The organism is Streptomyces sp. NPDC093510, from assembly GCF_040683555.1.
Taxonomy (GTDB): Bacteria; Actinomycetota; Actinomycetes; order Streptomycetales; family Streptomycetaceae; genus Streptomyces.
In genome coordinates this window covers 256,396-274,923 of sequence record NZ_JBFBEE010000003.1, presented here as the reverse complement: position 1 = coordinate 274,923, position 18,528 = coordinate 256,396, and the positions used below count along the sequence as shown (strand labels likewise).

Here is an 18,528-nt window from a genome sequence, read left to right as displayed (position 1 = left end):
CTGTTCGGGTGACATCCACCCTACTTGCGCCGTTCCGGGCCCCACGCGTGCGTGAGGCCCCCGCCGACGGGACATGTCGGCGGGGGCCTCACGGTCGTTCTCCGGCTGGTGCGGGGGCCTAGCGCTTCTTGGCGGCGCCCTTGGGGGTGATCAGACGGCTGCCGCTCCAGTCCTTGGCCGCGTTGACGCTCTTGGTCGCCGACAGACCCGCGGTCGTGGCGGCCTCACCGATCTCGCTCGGCTCGACGTAGCCGTCCCGACCGGTCTTCGGCGTGAGCAGCAGGATGGAGCCGCCCTCCTCCATGTAGGCGATGGCATCCACCAGCGCATCAGTCAGGTCCCCGTCGTCCTCACGGAACCAGAGCACCACGGCGTCAGCCACGTCGTCGTAGTCCTCGTCGACGAGCTCTGTGCCGGTGGCAGCCTCGATGGCCTCGCGGAGCTCCTGGTCGGCGTCGTCGTCGTAGCCGATCTCCTGGACCACCTGGTCGGGCTGGAAACCAAGCCTTACGGCAAGGTTCGTCTCCGCGTGGTCCGCGGTCGCGCTCACGGATTGCCTCCTGATCATGTTTTTGGGAATGCCTGTCAGCCACGCGCGTGCGCGGGGCGTTGGCCGTAGTCCACACGGGCGGGACGGATCGCGCAAGTACCCGGCCGCCGAGACCGCCGAAACGGTGACGTTCCCGACCGTGTCGCCGCAACTGCCGCCACATCCGTACGAGGCCGAACGGCTCTGCGAAGCGGCTGGACAGGTTGGGCGTATCGTTGCGATTTGGGCCGAGCCTACCCCAGGGTCGGCGGATGAGCGTCTCGGTTACCTCTTGGTAGACATGACGATTGCCTCCACGAGGTACACGATGGGGAGCGGTGCACGGCCCTGCAGTACCCAGGCGAGAGCCCCGACAGCGAAGGAACAGCGTGGCTTCCGGATCCGATCGCAACCCGATCATCATTGGCGGCCTGCCGAGTCAGGTCCCGGACTTCGATCCCGAAGAGACCCAGGAGTGGCTCGACTCCCTCGACGCCGCCGTCGACGAACGCGGCCGTGAGCGGGCCCGATATCTGATGCTCCGGCTGATCGAGCGCGCGCGTGAGAAGCGCGTCGCCGTGCCCGAGATGCGCAGTACGGACTACGTCAACACGATCGCCACCAAGGACGAGCCGTTCTTCCCCGGCAACGAGGAAGTCGAACGCAAGGTCCTGAACGCCACCCGCTGGAACGCCGCGGTGATGGTCTCCCGCGCCCAGCGCCCCGGCATCGGCGTCGGCGGCCACATCGCCACCTTCGCCTCCTCCGCCTCGCTCTACGACGTGGGCTTCAACCACTTCTTCCGCGGCAAGGACGAGGGCGACGGCGGCGACCAGATCTTCTTCCAGGGGCACGCCTCCCCCGGCATCTACGCCCGCGCCTTCCTCCTGGACCGGCTCTCCGAGGCGCAGCTCGACGCGTTCCGCCAGGAGAAGTCCAAGGCGCCCAACGGCCTCTCGTCGTACCCGCACCCGCGCCTGATGCCGGACTTCTGGGAGTTCCCGACCGTATCCATGGGCCTCGGCCCGCTCGGCGCGATCTTCCAGGCGCGGATGAACCGCTACATGGAGGCACGCTCCATCGCGGACACCTCCAAGTCGCACGTCTGGGCGTTCCTCGGCGACGGCGAGATGGACGAGCCCGAGTCCCTCGGTCAGCTCTCCATCGCCGCCCGCGAGGGCCTGGACAACCTCACTTTCGTCGTCAACTGCAACCTGCAGCGCCTGGACGGCCCGGTCCGCGGCAACGGCAAGATCATCCAGGAGCTGGAGTCGCAGTTCCGCGGCGCCGGCTGGAACGTCATCAAGCTGGTCTGGGACCGCTCCTGGGACCCGCTGCTCGCGCAGGACCGCGACGGCATCCTGGTCAACAAGCTGAACACGACGCCCGACGGCCAGTTCCAGACGTACGCCACCGAGACCGGCGCGTACATCCGCGATCACTTCTTCGGCGAGGACCAGCGGCTGCGCGCCATGGTCGAGAACATGACCGACGACCAGATCCTGCACCTGGGCCGCGGCGGTCACGACCACAAGAAGATCTTCGCGGCGTTCTCGGCGGCCAAGGCCCACAAGGGCCAGCCGACGGTGATCCTCGCCCAGACGGTCAAGGGCTGGACCCTCGGCCCGAACTTCGAGGGCCGCAACGCCACGCACCAGATGAAGAAGCTGACGGTCGACGACCTCAAGGGCTTCCGCGACCGGCTGCACATCCCGATCACGGACAAGCAGCTGGAGGACGGCGCCCCGCCGTACTACCACCCGGGCCGGGACTCCGAAGAGATCCAGTACATGCACGACCGCCGCAAGGGCCTGGGCGGATACGTCCCGACCCGTGTGGTGCGCGCCAAGCCCCTCCAGCTTCCCGAGGACAAGGCGTACGCGGCCGCGAAGAAGGGTTCGGGACAGCAGTCGATCGCCACCACCATGGCGTTCGTCCGCATCCTGAAGGACCTCATGCGGGACAAGGAGATCGGCAAGCGCTTCGTGCTGATCGCCCCCGACGAGTACCGCACCTTCGGCATGGACGCGTTCTTCCCGAGCGCAAAGATCTACAACCCGCTCGGCCAGCAGTACGAAGCCGTGGACCGCGAACTCCTGCTCGCGTACAAGGAGTCCCCGACGGGCCAGATGCTGCACGACGGCATCTCGGAGGCGGGCTGCACGGCGTCCCTCATCGCCGCCGGCTCGGCCTACGCCACCCACGGCGAACCGCTGATCCCCGTGTACGTCTTCTACTCGATGTTCGGTTTCCAGCGCACCGGCGACCAGTTCTGGCAGATGGCCGACCAGCTCGCGCGCGGTTTCGTCCTCGGCGCGACCGCCGGCCGCACGACCCTGACCGGCGAGGGCCTCCAGCACGCGGACGGCCACTCGCAGCTGCTCGCCTCGACGAACCCGGGCTGTGTCGCCTACGACCCGGCCTTCGGGTACGAGATCGCGCACATCGTCAGGGACGGCCTGCGCCGGATGTACGGCCCCGACAGCGAGGACGTCTTCTACTACCTCACCGTGTACAACGAGCCGATCCAGCACCCGGCCGAGCCGGCCGACGTGGACGTCGACGGCATTCTCAAGGGCATCTACCGCTTCAAGTCCGGTGAGCAGGGCGCCGTTCCGGCCCAGATCATCGCGTCCGGCGTCGCGGTGCCGTGGGCGGTCGAGGCCCAGCAGATCCTCGCCGCGGAGTGGAACGTGAAGGCGGACGTCTGGTCCGCGACCTCCTGGAACGAGTTGCGCCGCGAAGCCGTGGACGTGGAGCGCCACAACCTCCTGCACCCGGACGAGGAGCAGCGCGTCCCGTACGTCACGCGGAAGTTGTCCGGTGCCGAGGGCCCGTTCGTGGCCGTCTCCGACTGGATGCGGAGCGTCCCCGACCAGATCTCCCGCTGGGTGCCCGGCACGTACCAGTCGCTGGGCGCGGACGGCTTCGGCTTCGCCGACACCCGGGGTGCGGCCCGCCGCTTCTTCCACATCGACGCGCAGTCGATCGTGGTCGGCGTGCTGACCGAACTGGCCCGTGAGGGCAAGGTCGACCGCTCCGTCCTGAAGCAGGCGATCGACCGCTACCAGCTTCTCGACGTGACGGCCGCCGATCCGGGCGCGGCCGGGGGCGACGCGTAGCGAAAGCGGCGCGGCGACGGCAGCAGAGCGAAGGGCGGTGGACCACGGGTCCGCCGCCCTTGGCCTGCCTGGTCTCAGAACATGCCGGTCGTCGGTCTCAGAACATGCCGGTCGTCGTGGTCGTCCCCGCTATCCATATGAGCGCGAGGACGGTGTCGATCACACCCAGGACCAGGGCCACCAGGGCCGGTACCGAACGGGTACCGGTCCAGCTGCGGCCCATGGCGAGCCAACCGCAGACGATCGCGACGGGGCCGAGGACGATCCCCAGCACGAAGAAGCCGGCGATCGCGCAGATGACTCCTATGATCCCGAGCGTCGCGCGATCCGGCCGACTCCGCGACCACGTACGGCCGCGTGAGCCGGGGCGCTTGCGCGTGGTGTGTCCGAAGCCCGCCATCATCACTCCCTTGAGTCGACCTGTTCGGGCTTGTCCCGACGGGTACCCCCGTTCAGCTCTCCCAGACCTTGAAAGCCCGTACCCGATAAGGGGATTGGGGAGCCCAGGTGCCGCTCCCCGGATAGGTGTTGAACTCACCGGTCTCGGCGCACTCCGCCGATTGGTACACGGTCACGGGCCGGCCGGTGCGGTTGGCGAGAGCCTGCGCGCTGCCCCCCTCCGGCAGCGCGGTGCAGCTCTCGATGTCGATGTCCGCCAGCTCGTACACATGACGGGCGCCCTTGAACTCCGCCTTCTCCCACAGGCAGAGCTCGCCGGGGCCGCAGGCGCGGAGCGTCGGCGGGGCGGTGGCCCCGGCGTGCGTGGGTGTGAGGATGACCGCGGCGAGTGCGGCTGCCGTGACGGTCGTGGACATGGTCGTACGCATCTGATTCAGCCCCCGTGTGATGTGGCCGTGCGGATCTTCTGACTGCACTGTGGACCCGCCGGTCAGGCCGCCGGAAGGGGTACGGAGGTGCCTCACCCTGATACACGAAAGCCCCCCAGGTTCTCCCTGAGGGGCTTTCCCTTATGTGGGCCCGTATCGACTATGTGGGCCCGTATCGACTATGTGGGCCCGTACCGACTACGTGGGCCCGTACCGACGCGCGGGTACCGGCTCCGGCCTCAGATGTGGCCCACGCCCGCGCCCGCCTCGGCGTTGACGCCGCGCTTGGTCAGGAACGCGACGAAGACCGCGACCACGGCGACCCCCGTGGCGACCAGACAGGCCAGGCCCATGCCCGACATGAAGGTGTCGTGCGCGACCGAGGTGATCTGGTCGGCGATCGACGGCGGGGCCTTCGGCGGCACCGGCGCCACGCCGACCTGGACGGCCTCCGCGGCCTTGTCGAGCTCGGTCTCGCTGAGCGGCGGCAGCTTCGCCTCGGCCCAGTTGTCGGGCAGGTCGCTGTCGACCTTCGACGCCATGACGGCACCGAGGACGGCCGTGCCGAGGCTGCCGCCGATCTGCATCGCGGCCTGCTGGAGGCCGCCGGCGACGCCGGAGAGCTCCATCGGCGCGTTGCCGACGATGACCTCCGTCGCGCCGACCATCACCGGAGCGAGGCCGAGGCCGAGGAGCGCGAACCAGATCGACATGAGTCCGCTGCCCGTGCCTGCCTCCAGCGTGGACATGCCGTACATGGCGATGGCCGTGCAGAGCATGCCGCCCGCCAGCGGGACGCGCGGGCCGACCTTGGTGATCATCGCGCCCGCCAGCGGCGAGGCCACGATCATCATGCCGGTGAGCGGCAGCAGGTGCAGACCGCTGTCCACAGGGCTCATCCCGTGCACGTTCTGCAAGTAGAAGGTGACGAAGAAGAGGCCGCCCATGAAGGCGATGGCCATGAGCACCATCAGCACCACACCCGCGGAGAGCGGCACCGAGCGGAACAGGCCCAGCGGGACGAGGGGTTCCTTGACCTTCGACTCCCAGACCGCGAACAGCGCGAAGCTCAGTACGGAGGCGCCGATGAACGTCCACGTCAGGCCGTCGCCCCAGCCCCACTCCGGAGCCTTGATGAGCGCCCAGACCAGGCAGAACATGGCCGCCGAGAGCAGCGCGATGCCGACGACGTCGAAGGACTTCGGCGCGTTCTCGGCCCGGTGGTCCTTGAGGATGACCACGCCGAGCACTACGGCGATGACGCCGACCGGCACGTTGATGAAGAAGACGGACTGCCAGCTGACGTGCTGGACGAGAAGACCGCCGAGGATCGGGCCGCCGGCCGTGGACGCGCCGATCACCATGCCCCAGATACCGATGGCCATGTTGAGCTTCTCGGCCGGGAACGTGGCCCGGAGCAATCCGAGCGCGGCAGGCATCAGCAGGGCGCCGAAGAGTCCCTGGAGCACGCGGAAGGCGACCACCAGCGGGATGGTGTCGGAGAGGCCGATGGCCCCGGACGCGGCGGCGAAGCCGACCACGCCTATGAGGAAGGTCTGGCGGTGGCCGAAGCGGTCGCCCAGCTTGCCGGCGGTGATCAGCGCGACGGCGAGGGCGAGGAAGTAACCGTTGGTGATCCATTGGACCTCGGCGAAGGTGGCGCCGAGGTCCTTCTGGATGGCCGGGTTGGCGATCGCCACGATGGTGCCGTCCAGGGCGACCATCATCACGCCGATCGCGACGGCGAAGAGCGTCAGCCAGGGGTGGCCGCGGAGCCCCTTGGCCGCGGCCGGAACGGGCACGGGCTCCGGTGCCTTGTCCGCCTTGTCGACGGTGGTCTGACTAGTCATGCATTCGAGGTTAGTGACAGCGACTGACAGTTGACAAACCATTTCACTAGTCGGTAGCTGTCACATGACTCACAGGTATGGTGAACTGGGCAAACGGCAGGAAAGAGGACCATGGCGTGAAGACCACGCAGCGAGCGACCGACCTCCCGGAGACCCGGCCGGGCCTGCGTGAACGCAAGAAACAGCGCACCCGGGACGCTCTCCTGCGGGTGGCGCTCGAACTCTTCACCACCAAGGGGTACGAGGAGACGACCGTCGACGAGATCGCCGAGGCCGTCGACGTCTCCCAGCGCACGTTCTTCCGGTACTTCGCCAACAAGCAGGAAGCCGTCTTCGCGGTCCAGGAGATGGTGGAGGAGCGCTTCGTGCGCGCCCTGCGCGACCGGCCCGCCCACGAGGCCCCATTGGTGGCGCTGCGCAGCACCGTCCTCGGCACCTGGGAGGCGATGGGTCAGACCATCGAGGAGGTCGTCCCGGTCGAACTCCACATGCGCACCTACCAGATGATCGAGTCGACGCCCGCCCTGCTCGCCGTCCACCTGCGACGCTCCGTCGAGATGGAAGACGAGATCGCCCGCCTGATCGCCGAGCGCGAGGGGCTCGACCTGGACAGCGACCCGCGCCCCCGCGTGGCGGTGGCCGCCTTCAGTGGCGTCATGCGGGCCACGGGCCGCCTGTGGGGCGCCGGCGAGGACACCAGCCCGGAGTCGATCCGCGATCTCACGGCGACCTACCTCGACCACCTGGGCCCCGCCCTGGCCGAGGAGTGGCGCACCCCCTGACGGCACGCCCCCTGACGGCACTGAGCAGCCGCCCATACACCCTGAGTCGCGCGATGTGCCCGCTTTGCCTCAATTACCCGCTCAGAAACGTGATCTGCCTCACGCGATGCACGGTAAACATCACGGTTCTCCTAGGGTGTTCCGTAGTGACTTCCTTCGACTCCTCCCCCCAACTGAACGCCTGGCGTGCTCTCCTTGCGCTCGCCGTCGTGTTCGTCATGCTCGCGACCACCGGCTGGACCGCCGTGCGTCACAACCGAGATGACGCTTCGCCTCTCAAGGCCGCACTCACCGCCTGGGAGAAGGGCAGCATCGACGGACGCGCGCTGCCCGACCCGGACGGCACCCCCGGCCGGATCGCCCACTTCTTCGCCTCGCTCGAGGTGCCGCAGCGCAACCGGCTCGCCGCCCGCTACCCGCTCGCGGTCGGCAACATGAACGGCGCGCCCGCCGAGCTCCGCTATCGCGCCAACCACATCGCGCTGGGGCAGGCCCGCAAGGTCGAGCGTCAACGCATGCGCGACAACCGCCTCTCCCCCCTGGGGCAGCAGGAGGCCGAGCGCCGGATGAAGCGGTTCGGGGTCATGATGCGCCCGGGGCGCCAGGTCTTCGCCTTCGATCCCATGGGCTCGGGACGCATGGCGGAGGTCTTCGGAGACCTGGACAAGGCCCGCCGTGTCTCGGTCGTGGTGCCCGGCGTCGACACCAACGTACTGACCTTCGAACGGACGTTCCGCAAGTACTCGGCGCCGGTGGGCATGGCGAAGGCGCTCTACCGCGAGGAGCGCTCGGTCGACCCCCGCGCGCGTACCGCCGTGATCGCCTGGGCCGACTACACCGCGCCCGTCGGGATCGGCGTGGACGCGGCGACGGCCATGCGCGCCGAGGACGGCGCCACCCGGCTCGACTCCATGGTGCGCGGCCTGCCCGGCCGTACGCCGGTCGCCCTGTACTGCCACAGCTACGGCTCCGTGGTGTGCGGCGTGGCCGCCCGGAAGCTGCCCGCGCGGGTCACCGACATCGCGGTGGCTGGCAGCCCCGGCATGCGCGCCGACACGGCTTCACAGCTGGGTACGGAGGCCCGGGTCTGGGCCGCCAGGGACAGCGACGACTGGATCCAGGATGTGCCGAACATGGAATTCGGCGGGCTCGGCCACGGCGCCGACCCGGTGGCCGCGGGCTTCGGCGCGCGCGTGCTGTCGGCCGCCGGCGCACGGGGGCACACCGGCTATTTCGAGCCGGGCACCGAGAGCCTGCGCAACTTCGCGGAGATCGGGACCGGTACGTACCACTCGGTGCGGTGCGCGGGTCAGGACGACGCCTGCCGGAAGGGTGTTTCCGGCACGGCGGCGGCCTGACGCGCGTAGAAATCGATGAAACAGCGGCCCGCCGCGGGAGGGACGGAGGCGCGCGTGCCGCCTACGATGAGCCGCATGGGTGATGTTCTGGCCGGATTTCATGCCGCCTGGGAGTTCGAGTCCGACTCCGTGCTCATCCGCTACGAACGGGGAATCCGCACACCGAAGCTCTTCCAGGCTCTCGGTGAACGGCGCATCCCCCATGAGGCGATCGCAGCGGTGGCACTCTCCCCCGGCAAACGCGGGACCGTGGTCCTGCATGCCGTGCCGAGACGCGGCGCCGATCCTCTGATGGACGCCGCGGCGGGCCAGCTCAAGGACGGCAGCGACCCGTACCGTCTGGTGCTGCCCGCGGAGCGGGAGACCCTCGCCGAGTACTACGCGGACGAGCTGCGGGCACAGCTCCCGCCGGACGACGGCGAGCCCGCGGACCGCTACGTGGTGGCGGCGCCCGAGGCGCCGCTGCAGTTCAAGGCGTACGACGGGAAGGCGTCCTTCGACGGCAAGACGGTGTCCTTCCGCTGGTTCTGGACGGGTGCGTCGTCGGCGAAGTGGAAGGCCGGTGACCAGAGCTTCCTCGTCACGGACCTGAGCGGCATCGAGTGGCGCTCCCCGGAGGTGTTCGAGGGTCATCTGCGGCTGCTGCGCCGCGAGAGCCCGGTGGCACAGCCCGCGCAGGCCGACCAGGACCCGGCGGCCGTCGTCTTCGGCCTCGGCTACGGACCGGTCCACGAGTCGCTGCCGTTCGCCGCGTCGGTGCTCGCCGCGGTGCGGGCGTCGGGCCCGGCCCCGGTGTCCGAGGCGCGGGCCGTGCGGCGCGATCCGGCGGACATCGCGGACCGCATCCGGCACCTCGGCGAGCTGCACCAGGCGGGCCTGGTCACGGACGACGAGTTCACGACGAAGAAGGCCGAGCTACTGGCCGAGCTGTGACCCGGCGGGCTCCGCTCACTCGCGGCCCGCCGAGGTGAACGTCATGTCGGCGTAGCGGTTGCCCGCGACGCCCGCGGCGATCGGGGCCAGCCGGGCGAGGTCGTCGTCGGTGAGGGTGATGCGGGTGGCCGCGGTGTTCTCCTCGACGCGGGAGGGCCTGCGGGTGCCGGGGATGGGGACGACGGGCAGGCCGTGGACCGCGGCCTGCTGCTGCACCCAGGCCAGGGCGATCTGTCCGAGGCTCGCCCCGTGGGCGTCGGCGACGGCGCGGACGGGGGCCAGCAGGGCGGCGTTGGCGGTGGCGTTGGCGCCGGTGAAGCGGGGCTGCTGGCGGCGGAAGTCGTCCTCGCCGAGCTCCTTGTCCGCGCTGACGAACGAGCCGGTGAGGAAGCCGCGGCCGAGCGGGGAGTACGGCACGAGGGCCACGCCGAGCTCGGCGGCCGCGGGGACCACACCGCGCTCGATGTCGCGGCTGAAGAGCGACCACTCCGACTGGACGGCGGCGACGGGGTGGACGGCGTGCGCGGCGCGCAGTTCGGCTCCGGTGACCTCGCTCAGGCCGATGTGCTTCACCTTGCCCGCCGCGACGAGCTCGGCCAGCACGCCGGCCGTCTCCTCGATGGGCACGGCCGGGTCGCGCCGGTGCATGTAGTAGAGGTCGATGACGTCCGTGCCCAGGCGGCGCAGGCTGGCGTCGACGCTGGAGCGGATGTACGCGGGAGAGTTGTCGATGCGCCGCTTCGTCGGCTCGGCCGGGTCGATGGCCAGGGCGAACTTGGTGGCGAGGACGATCTCGTCGCGGTGTGCCTTGACGAAGGGGGCCAGGAACTTCTCGTTCTCGCCCATGCCGTAGACGTCGGCGGTGTCGTAGAGGGTGACGCCCAGTTCCAGGGCGCGGTCCAGGGTGGCCCTGGCCTCGCCGGTGTCCGTGGGGCCGTAGGCGAAGCTCATGCCCATGCAGCCGAGGCCCTGGACGCCGACCTCGGGTCCGCCGGTGCCGAGCCGCACCCTCGCGATGTTCATGTCCGTCATCAGTGTCAGGGCCTTTCCGACGCCCTCCGGGCGCCCGCGTATGTGTCGATCTTGTAGTCGAGGACGGCGAGGGTGTCCTGCAGCTCCGCGATGCGGCCGCGGACGTCGCGCCGGGTCCGCTCCAGGAGTTCCTGGCGCTCGGGGAAGGTGTGTTCGCCCTCGCGCACCAGCTCCGCGTACCGGACCATGTCCGCCACGGGCATCCCGGTCAGGCGCAGCTTGCCGACGAAGGCGAGCCAGTCGAGGTCACGGCTGCTGTAGCGGCGCTGACCCGTGTGGGAGCGGTCGATGTGCGGCATCAGGCCGATCCGCTCGTACCACCGCAGGGTGTAGGCGGAGAGACCGGTGCGGTCGGCGACCTCGCTGATCGTGTACCGGTCCTGGCCGCTCGCTTGGGTGCTGGTCTCGATCACCGTCATGTCCTTCACGCTAGAACCCTGGAGTGCACTCCAAGCAAGTGTGTCCCGAGAAAATTCGGGAGACGTCTCGGCTCATGGTCACTACGGTCCCGGCATGAGTCTCGTACGCCGTGCCACGCCGGAAGACGCCGAGGAACTGATCAGACTGAGGCAGGTGATGATCGATTCCGTTTTCGCCGTGGTCCCCGGGGGCGAGTCCGACACCAGTTGGCACGCCGAGTCCCTGCCGACCGTGCGGCGCCGGCTGGCGGAGTCCGACGGTGACTTCGCGGCGTTCGTCGTCGATCATCCGGAGCGGCCTGGCGGGCTCGCGGCGCTGGCCGTCGGGACGCTCGACTACCGGATCGGGCGCGCGGGCAATCCGCACGGCAGGACCGGCTCCGTGTTCAGCGTCGCCACCGACCCGGACCAGCGGCGCAAGGGATACGCGCGGGCGGTCATGGAGGCGCTCCTCGACTGGTTCCGGGAGCGCGGGGCGGGCAGCGTGGACCTCAACGCGTCGCCGGAGGCCGAGCCGCTGTACGTCTCGCTCGGCTTCGTGCGCAAGCCCGACCCCTCGATGCGGCTGAACCTGTAGGGCCCTTAGGCTCGGGGGCATGCAGAGCCTGGCGTTGATCGAGAACTGGCCGGTCCCCACCGCTGCCGCGGCCGTCGTCCGTGCGGACGGCACTGTCGTCGGGACGCACGGCCCCACGGACCGGCGTTTCGCCCTCGCCTCGGTCACGAAACCCCTCGCGGCGTACGCGGCACTCGTCGCGTACGAGGAGGGGGCGATCGAGCTCGACGAGCCCGCGGGGCCCGAGGGGTCGACGGTGCGGCATCTGCTGGCGCACACCAGCGGACTGGCGTTCGACGAGCACCGGGTGATGTCGGCGCCGGGCACGCGGCGGCTGTACTCGAACGCGGGGTTCGAGGTGCTGGGCGATCACATCGCCAAGGCGACGGACATCTCCTTCGCGGAGTATCTGCGGCAGGCGGTGCTCGAGCCGCTGGGGATGGCGTCCACCACGCTGGAGGGCGAGCTGTCGCCCGCCAAGGACGGGGCGTCCACCGTCGACGATCTGGTGCGGTTCGCGGCGGAGGTGCAGGCTCCCCGCCTGCTCGACGCGCGGACGGTGGCGGCGGCGATGACGGTGACGTACCCGGGGCTCAAGGGCGTTCTGCCGGGGTACGGGCATCAGAGTCCGAACGACTGGGGGCTCGGGTTCGAGATCCGGGACTCCAAGACGCCGCACTGGACGGGGAGCACGTCGTCGCCGCGGACGTTCGGGCACTTCGGTCAGGCGGGGACGTTCCTGTGGGTCGACCCGGACGCGGGGGCGGCCTGCGTCGCGCTCACCGACCGGCCCTTCGGACCGTGGGCCGTCGAGGCGTGGCCCCCGTTCACCGACGCGGTGCTCTCCGAGCTCCGCGGGTGACCGGCCGCCCCTAAGGGGCGCCCATCATCTCCCAGAGCAGTAGTTCCGCCCTGCCCGGAGCCACCCCTTCCAGGCCCGCCTCCCCGGTGATCCGCGCGGAGTCGCCCGGCCCCAGCCGGGCGTCGGCCAGCGCCAGTTCGCCGTGCACCACGTGGATGTACACGTACGGCGCGTCCGGGACCGCGAGCCGCTCCCCCACCGTCAGGCGCCGCACGTGGAGCAGCGCCCCCGCGCCGGGCACCTCGTACGGCGTCGAGTCGGCGATCCCGTGGACCACCTCGTAGGACGGGTCACCGCCCGGGGCGAGGGGGGCCAGCCACATCTGGACGAAGACCAAGGGGTCCGGGCCGTCGTTGCGTTCCACATGGCGGACACCGCCCGCGGCGGACAGGTGCTGCACGTCGCCGGGGCGGACCAGTGACGCGTGGCCCGTCGAGTCCCGGTGGCTGAGCTCGCCCTCGACGACCCAGGTCACGATCTCGGTGTGGCTGTGCGGGTGTTCGTCGAAGCCCGCACCGGGCGCCAGGCGCTCTTCGTTGCAGGCCAGGACCGCGCCGAAGCGGAGGTTGTCGGGGTCGTAGTGAGGCCCGAAGGAGAAGGCGTGGAAGGACTCGATGCCGGCCGCGGTCTCCCCGCCGCGGTACCGGTCGCCGGAGCGCCGTACGTCAATCACGCACCCCACCGTAGCCCCGGCACCGCATGTCCCCGCCCCGATAAGGCAGTCTTGTCCCGTGCCCGAACCCTCAGCGAACGAACCCCACCACGACGCCCGCCGGTCCGCCCACGCCCATGCCGCGACCCTGAAGCGGCTGGAGAAGTCGTCCGGGAGCCTCGCGGCGCAGGCCATCGCGCGCATGGACGAGACGCTGTCCTGGTACCGGGCGATGCCGCCGGAGAACCGCTCCTGGATCGGCCTGGTCGCGCAGGCCGGTATCGCCGCGTTCACCGAGTGGTTCCGGCATCCGGACGCCCCCCAGGCCATCTCCACCGACGTCTTCGGCACCGCCCCCCGCGAGCTGACCAGGGCGATCACCCTGCGCCAGACCGTGGAGATGGTGCGTACGACGATCGAGGTGATGGAGTCCGCGATCGACGAGGTCGCCGCGCCCGGCGACGAGTCGGTGCTGCGGGAGGCCCTCCTCGTCTACGCCCGTGAGATCGCCTTCGCCACCGCGCAGGTGTACGCGCAGGCCGCCGAGGCACGCGGTGCCTGGGACGCCCGCCTGGAGTCGCTGGTCGTGAACGCGGTGCTGTCCGGGGAGGCCGACGAGGGGGCAGTCTCCCGCGCCGCCGCTCTCGGCTGGAACTCCCCCGACCACGTCTGCGTGGTCCTCGGGACCGCCCCCGACGGCGACAGCGAGCTCACCGTCGAGGCCATCCGCCGCGCCGCCCGGCACGCGAAACTGCAGGTCCTTACGGGTGTCCTCGGGGATCGGCTGGTCGTCATCGCGGGCGGCAACGACAACCCGCTGCATGTCGCGAAGTCCTTGATCGGGCCGTACGCCGCCGGTCCCGTGGTGGCCGGACCGATCGTCCCCGACCTGCTCGCGGCGACCCGCTCCGCGCAGGCCGCGGCCGCCGGACTCAAGGCGTCCGCCGCCTGGCAGGACGCCCCGCGTCCCGTCCTCGCGGACGATCTGCTGCCGGAGCGCGCGATGGCGGGGGATCCCGCCGCCCGCGAGCAGCTGGTGGAGGAGATCTACAGACCGTTGGAGGAAGCGGGCTCCGCACTCCTGGAGACGCTCAGCGTCTATCTGGAGCAGGCGAGCAGCCTCGAAGGGGCGGCCCGGATGCTCTTTGTTCACCCCAACACAGTGCGCTACCGGCTCCGACGTGTGACTGACGTCACCGGGTGGTCACCTTCCGATGTGCGCTCCGCGTTCACGCTGCGGATCGCGCTGATCCTGGGGCGGCTGGCCGACGGGGATCATCAGGCATAGGGTTTGGCGGCGGGTTTGTCGGCCCCCTACAAATCCCCCAGCCGTTCTTCGTCCCTGTCCCCACGGGCGGCCCCCACCGTTCACAAGAGAGAGTGTAAGAGTGCTCGTACTCGTCGCTCCCGGCCAAGGCGCTCAGACGCCCGGCTTCCTGACCCCCTGGCTCGACCTCCCCGGTGCCGCTGACCGCATCGCCGCCTGGTCCGACGCCATCGGGCTCGACCTCGCCCACTACGGCACCCAGGCCGACGCGGACGCGATCCGCGACACGGCCGTGGCGCAGCCGCTGCTCGTGGCCGCCGGACTGCTCTCCGCCGCGGCACTCGGTGACATCACGCCGGGCGCCGTCGCCGGACACAGCGTCGGCGAGATCACCGCCGCCGCGTACGCCGGGGTGCTCGACGACGACGCCGCCCTCGGCTTCGTCCGCACCCGCGGCCTGGCGATGGCCGAGGCCGCCGCGGTCACGGAGACCGGCATGGCGGCGCTCCTCGGCGGTGACCCCGACGTCACCGTCCCGCACCTGGAGAAGCTCGGCCTGACCCCGGCGAACGTGAACGGCGCGGGTCAGATCGTTGCCGCAGGCACCCTCGAGCAGCTGGAGGCCCTGCAGGCCGACAAGCCCGAGGGCGTCCGCAAGGTCGTCGCCCTCAAGGTCGCCGGCGCGTTCCACACCGAGCACATGGCGCCCGCCGTGGCGAAGCTGGAGGAGGCCGCGGCCGGCCTCACCCCCGGCGACCCGGCGCTGCCCTACGTCTCGAACCGCGACGGCAGGACGGTCGCCACCGGCGCCGAGGTGATCTCGCGCCTGGTCGGGCAGGTCGCCAACCCGGTCCGCTGGGACCTGTGCATGGAGACCTTCAAGGAGCTCGGCGTGACGGCGCTGATCGAGGTGTGCCCCGGCGGCACCCTGACCGGTCTGGCCAAGCGCGCCCTGCCCGGCGTCAAGACGCTCGCCGTGAAGACCCCCGATGACCTCGACGCGGCCCGCGCGCTCGTCGCCGATCATTCCTGAGCCGACGACAGACAAGGAGCCGTAGCGCATGTCGAAGATCAAGGCCGGCAAGGGCCATCCGTACGCGCGGATCATGGGCGTCGGCGGCTACCGTCCCACCCGCGTCGTCCCCAACGAGGTCATCCTCGAGACGATCGACTCGTCCGACGAATGGATCCGCTCCCGCTCCGGCATCGCGACCCGCCACTGGGCCTCCGACGAGGAGACCGTGGCCGCGATGTCCGTCGAGGCGGCGGGCAAGGCGATCGCCGACGCCGGCATCACGCCCGAGCAGGTCGGGGCCGTGATCGTCTCCACCGTCTCGCACTTCAAGCAGACCCCGGCCATCGCGACCGAGATCGCGGACAAGATCGGCGCGGGCAAGCCCGCCGCGTTCGACATCTCCGCGGGCTGCGCCGGCTTCGGGTACGGCCTGACGCTCGCCAAGGGCATGGTCGTCGACGGCTCCGCCGAGTACGTCCTGGTCATCGGCGTGGAGCGGCTGAGCGACCTCACCGACCTGCACGACCGTGCGACGGCGTTCCTCTTCGGTGACGGCGCGGGCGCCGTGATCGTGGGCCCCGCCAAGGAGCCGATGATCGGCCCGACGGTCTGGGGCTCGGAGGGCGACAAGGCCGAGACGATCAAGCAGACCGAGCCCTGGGACGTGTACCGCAACGGCGGTACCCCCGCCAAGTACCCTGCGATCACGCAGGAGGGCCAGGCGGTCTTCCGCTGGGCCGTGTTCGAGATGGCGAAGGTCGCCCAGCAGGCGCTGGACGCGGCCGGAATCACCGCGGACGACCTGGATGTCTTCATTCCGCACCAGGCCAACGAGCGGATCATCGACTCGATGGTGAAGACTCTGAAACTGCCGGAACACGTCACGGTCGCCCGTGACGTGCGCACCACCGGCAACACCTCGGCCGCCTCGATCCCGCTCGCAATGGAGCGGCTCCTGGCGACCGGCGAGGCGAAGAGCGGCGACACCGCGCTCGTCATCGGCTTCGGGGCGGGTCTCGTGTACGCCGCCACGGTCGTTACCCTCCCCTAGGCATCTCGTCCGGATCTTCCGATCCGTACAGATGCCGCCACACCCTCTGGATACATAAGAAGGAGCGCCAACATGGCCGCCACTCAGGAAGAGATCGTCGCCGGTCTCGCGGAGATCGTGAACGAGATCGCCGGCATCCCGGTCGAGGACGTCCAGCTGGACAAGTCCTTCACCGACGACCTGGACGTCGACTCGCTGTCCATGGTCGAGGTCGTCGTCGCCGCCGAAGAGCGCTTCGACGTCAAGATCCCCGACGACGACGTCAAGAACCTCAAGACGGTCGGCGACGCGACCAAGTACATCCTCGAGCACCAGAACTGACCGAGCTCGTGCTCAGTCGCCACCCGGCGGTGGCGCCGTTGATCCCCTCAACTCCGTGGAGAATTTTCCTGTGAACTCGACCAATCGCACCGTGGTCGTCACCGGTATCGGCGCAACCACACCGCTGGGTGGCGACGCAGCTTCGACGTGGGAGGGCCTGCGCGCGGGCCGCTCCGGCGTCAGCACGCTGCAGCAGGACTGGGCGGCCGAGCTGCCCGTCCGTATCGCCGGTCAGATCGCCGTGGAGCCGGGCGAGGTCATCCCCCGCCCGCAGGCCCGCAAGCTGGACCGGTCGGCGCAGTTCGCGCTGATCGCGGCCAAGGAGGCCTGGGCGGACGCCGGCTACACCGGCAAGGCGGGCGAGGACGCGTCGGTGGACCCGCACCGTCTGGGCGCGGTCATCGCGTCCGGCATCGGCGGTGTGACCACGCTCCTCGACCAGTACGACGTGCTGAAGGAGAAGGGCGTACGCCGTGTCTCCCCGCACACCGTGCCGATGCTGATGCCCAACTCCCCGGCGGCCAACGTCGGCATCGAGCTGGGCGCCCACGCGGGCGTCCACACCCCGGTGTCGGCCTGCGCCTCGGGCGCGGAGGCCATCGGCTACGCGATCGAGATGATCCGTACCGGCCGCGCCGACGTCGTCGTCGCGGGCGGCACGGAGGCGGCGATCCACCCGCTGCCGATCGTCGCGTTCGGCAACATGATGGCGATGTCCAAGAACAACGACGACCCGCAGGGCGCCTCGCGTCCCTACGACGCGGACCGCAACGGTTTCGTGCTCGGCGAGGGCGCGGGTGTGATCGTCCTGGAGTCGGAGGAGCACGCCAAGGCCCGCGGCGCCAAGATCTACGCGGAGGCCGTCGGCCAGGGCATCTCGGCCGACGCCCACCACATCACGCAGCCCGAGCCGTCCGGCAACGGCATCGCCGCGGCGCTGCAGAACCTGATCGACACGACGGACCTCAAGCCCGCCGAGATCATGCACGTGAACGCGCACGCGACCTCGACGCCGCAGGGTGACGTCGCGGAGATCAAGGCGCTGCGCAAGGCGTTCGGTGACGACGTCGACCACATGGCGATCTCCAGCACCAAGTCGATGACGGGTCACCTGCTCGGTGGCGCGGGCGGCGTGGAGACCGTGGCCACGGTCCTCGCGCTCAAGCACCGTGTCGCCCCGCCGACGATCAACATCGACAACCTCGACCCCGAGGTCGACGCGGACATCGTCCGCGGCGAGGCCCGTCCGCTGCCCGAGGGACGGATCGCGGCGCTGAACGACTCGTTCGGCTTCGGCGGCCACAACGTCGTCCTGGCGTTCCGCAGCGTCTGAGCCGGCTGTACGCAGTAACCGAAAGGGCCCTCACCGGATGGTGGGGGCCCTTTCGGTCGTGTTCGGTCGCGCGCTTCACACGACCTGGTGCAGCCACCGCACGGGGGCGCCCTCGCCCGCGTACCGGAAGGGCTCCAGTTCGTCGTCCCAGGGCTTGCCGAGGAGCTTGGCGAGCTCCGCCTCCAGGTTGCTCTCGCCGCGCTGCGAGCGGGCCAGCGCGGCGCGGAGCCGGTCCTCGGGGATCAGGATGTCGCCGTGGATGCCGGTCACGGCGTGGTAGATGCCGAGCTGGGGCGTGGCGCTGTAGCGCTCGCCCTCGGCGCTGGCGCAGGGCTCCGCCGTGACCTCGAAGCGCAGCAGATCCCAGCCGCGCAGGGCCGAGGCGAGCTTGGAGGCGGTGCCCGCCGAGCCCTGCCAGGAGAATTCGGATCTCCAGGTGCCCGGCGCGGCGGGCTGCCTGATCCAGTCGAGGCTCACGCGCGCACCGAGCACGCCCGCGACAGCCCACTCGACGTGTGGGCACAGCGCGCGCGGAGCGGAGTGCACGTACAGAACTCCACGTGTCGTCACCGGGACCTCCAGTGTGGGTCGAGGTTCGCCTTCCCCAGCGGCCTCGCGC

General features: G+C 70.3%; 19 protein-coding genes. 11 read left to right on the top strand and 8 right to left on the bottom strand.

What is annotated here, in order from left to right:
* Positions 1 to 118: 118 nt before the first annotated feature.
* On the bottom strand, positions 119 to 550 hold the full coding sequence (locus AB0N81_RS05980; RefSeq protein ID WP_365356056.1) for a DUF3052 domain-containing protein: 432 nt from the start codon (positions 548 to 550) through the stop codon (positions 119 to 121).
* A 368-nt stretch (positions 551 to 918) separates the two neighbouring features.
* Here AB0N81_RS05980 and aceE point away from each other — a divergent pair, with 368 nt between their 5' ends.
* On the top strand, positions 919 to 3,651 hold the full coding sequence (gene aceE / locus AB0N81_RS05975; protein ID WP_365356054.1) for a pyruvate dehydrogenase (acetyl-transferring), homodimeric type: 2,733 nt from the start codon (positions 919 to 921) through the stop codon (positions 3,649 to 3,651).
* 97 nt (positions 3,652 to 3,748) lie between these two features.
* Here aceE and AB0N81_RS05970 read toward each other — a convergent pair whose 3' ends face one another.
* The 3 genes from AB0N81_RS05970 to AB0N81_RS05960 form a co-directional block, all read right to left on the bottom strand.
* A complete protein-coding gene (locus AB0N81_RS05970; RefSeq protein ID WP_365356052.1) occupies positions 3,749 to 4,054 on the bottom strand; it encodes a small hydrophobic protein in 306 nt (101 codons plus the stop codon).
* Between the two features lie 49 nt (positions 4,055 to 4,103).
* Positions 4,104 to 4,466 carry a peptidase inhibitor family I36 protein gene (locus AB0N81_RS05965; protein WP_365356050.1) on the bottom strand — a complete coding sequence of 121 codons (363 nt, stop codon included), beginning with the start codon at positions 4,464 to 4,466 and terminating at the stop codon, positions 4,104 to 4,106.
* Positions 4,467 to 4,717: 251 nt separating this feature from the next.
* A complete protein-coding gene (locus AB0N81_RS05960; protein WP_365356047.1) occupies positions 4,718 to 6,328 on the bottom strand; it encodes an MFS transporter in 1,611 nt (536 codons plus the stop codon).
* Positions 6,329 to 6,444: 116 nt separating this feature from the next.
* Between AB0N81_RS05960 and AB0N81_RS05955 the strand changes: the two genes are divergently transcribed.
* The 3 genes from AB0N81_RS05955 to AB0N81_RS05945 all read left to right on the top strand — a co-directional run bounded on the left by AB0N81_RS05955 (position 6,445) and on the right by AB0N81_RS05945 (position 9,401).
* Entirely contained in the window at positions 6,445 to 7,110 is a 666-nt protein-coding gene (locus AB0N81_RS05955; RefSeq protein ID WP_365356045.1) for a TetR family transcriptional regulator, read from the top strand.
* A gap of 146 nt (positions 7,111 to 7,256) precedes the next feature.
* Positions 7,257 to 8,468, top strand: coding sequence for an alpha/beta hydrolase (locus AB0N81_RS05950; RefSeq protein WP_365356043.1), 1,212 nt, complete (start codon positions 7,257 to 7,259; stop codon positions 8,466 to 8,468).
* A 75-nt stretch (positions 8,469 to 8,543) separates the two neighbouring features.
* Positions 8,544 to 9,401 carry a DUF4429 domain-containing protein gene (locus tag AB0N81_RS05945; RefSeq protein ID WP_365356041.1) on the top strand — a complete coding sequence of 286 codons (858 nt, stop codon included), beginning with the start codon at positions 8,544 to 8,546 and terminating at the stop codon, positions 9,399 to 9,401.
* 15 nt (positions 9,402 to 9,416) lie between these two features.
* Here the strand turns inward: AB0N81_RS05945 and AB0N81_RS05940 are convergent, their stop codons facing one another.
* Positions 9,417 to 10,433, bottom strand: coding sequence for an aldo/keto reductase (locus AB0N81_RS05940; protein WP_365356039.1), 1,017 nt, complete (start codon positions 10,431 to 10,433; stop codon positions 9,417 to 9,419).
* Between the two features lie 5 nt (positions 10,434 to 10,438).
* Positions 10,439 to 10,852, bottom strand: a complete 414-nt coding sequence (locus AB0N81_RS05935) for a MerR family transcriptional regulator (RefSeq protein WP_365356037.1) — start codon at positions 10,850 to 10,852, stop codon at positions 10,439 to 10,441.
* Between the two features lie 94 nt (positions 10,853 to 10,946).
* On the opposite strand from AB0N81_RS05935, the gene AB0N81_RS05930 reads away from it, so the two are divergent.
* Both AB0N81_RS05930 and AB0N81_RS05925 read left to right on the top strand, forming a co-directional pair.
* Complete coding sequence (locus AB0N81_RS05930) at positions 10,947 to 11,429, top strand: GNAT family N-acetyltransferase (protein WP_365356035.1); 483 nt, start codon at positions 10,947 to 10,949, stop codon at positions 11,427 to 11,429.
* A gap of 19 nt (positions 11,430 to 11,448) precedes the next feature.
* The gene (locus AB0N81_RS05925; RefSeq protein ID WP_365356033.1) at positions 11,449 to 12,270 is read left to right on the top strand and encodes a serine hydrolase domain-containing protein; all 822 of its coding nucleotides are present in this window, start codon (positions 11,449 to 11,451) and stop codon (positions 12,268 to 12,270) included.
* Positions 12,271 to 12,280: 10 nt separating this feature from the next.
* Here the strand turns inward: AB0N81_RS05925 and AB0N81_RS05920 are convergent, their stop codons facing one another.
* The gene (locus AB0N81_RS05920) at positions 12,281 to 12,943 is read right to left on the bottom strand and encodes a pirin family protein (RefSeq protein WP_365356032.1); all 663 of its coding nucleotides are present in this window, start codon (positions 12,941 to 12,943) and stop codon (positions 12,281 to 12,283) included.
* A 58-nt stretch (positions 12,944 to 13,001) separates the two neighbouring features.
* Between AB0N81_RS05920 and AB0N81_RS05915 the strand changes: the two genes are divergently transcribed.
* From AB0N81_RS05915 to fabF, 5 genes are all read left to right on the top strand, one after another.
* Positions 13,002 to 14,210, top strand: a complete 1,209-nt coding sequence (locus AB0N81_RS05915; protein ID WP_365356030.1) for a helix-turn-helix domain-containing protein — start codon at positions 13,002 to 13,004, stop codon at positions 14,208 to 14,210.
* A gap of 100 nt (positions 14,211 to 14,310) precedes the next feature.
* Positions 14,311 to 15,222 (top strand): ACP S-malonyltransferase, encoded by a 912-nt coding sequence (locus AB0N81_RS05910; RefSeq protein ID WP_365356028.1) that lies wholly within the window; start codon positions 14,311 to 14,313, stop codon positions 15,220 to 15,222.
* Between the two features lie 28 nt (positions 15,223 to 15,250).
* A complete protein-coding gene (locus AB0N81_RS05905) occupies positions 15,251 to 16,255 on the top strand; it encodes a ketoacyl-ACP synthase III (protein WP_365356026.1) in 1,005 nt (334 codons plus the stop codon).
* A gap of 72 nt (positions 16,256 to 16,327) precedes the next feature.
* Positions 16,328 to 16,576: an acyl carrier protein gene (locus AB0N81_RS05900; RefSeq protein WP_030777934.1), complete on the top strand. Its 249-nt coding sequence runs from the start codon at positions 16,328 to 16,330 to the stop codon at positions 16,574 to 16,576.
* A gap of 70 nt (positions 16,577 to 16,646) precedes the next feature.
* Positions 16,647 to 17,909, top strand: coding sequence for a beta-ketoacyl-ACP synthase II (gene fabF, locus AB0N81_RS05895; protein ID WP_365356024.1), 1,263 nt, complete (start codon positions 16,647 to 16,649; stop codon positions 17,907 to 17,909).
* Positions 17,910 to 17,984: 75 nt separating this feature from the next.
* On the opposite strand, the gene AB0N81_RS05890 is transcribed toward fabF, so the two are convergent.
* Entirely contained in the window at positions 17,985 to 18,479 is a 495-nt protein-coding gene (locus AB0N81_RS05890; RefSeq protein ID WP_365356023.1) for a DUF3145 domain-containing protein, read from the bottom strand.
* Positions 18,480 to 18,528: the final 49 nt, after the last annotated feature.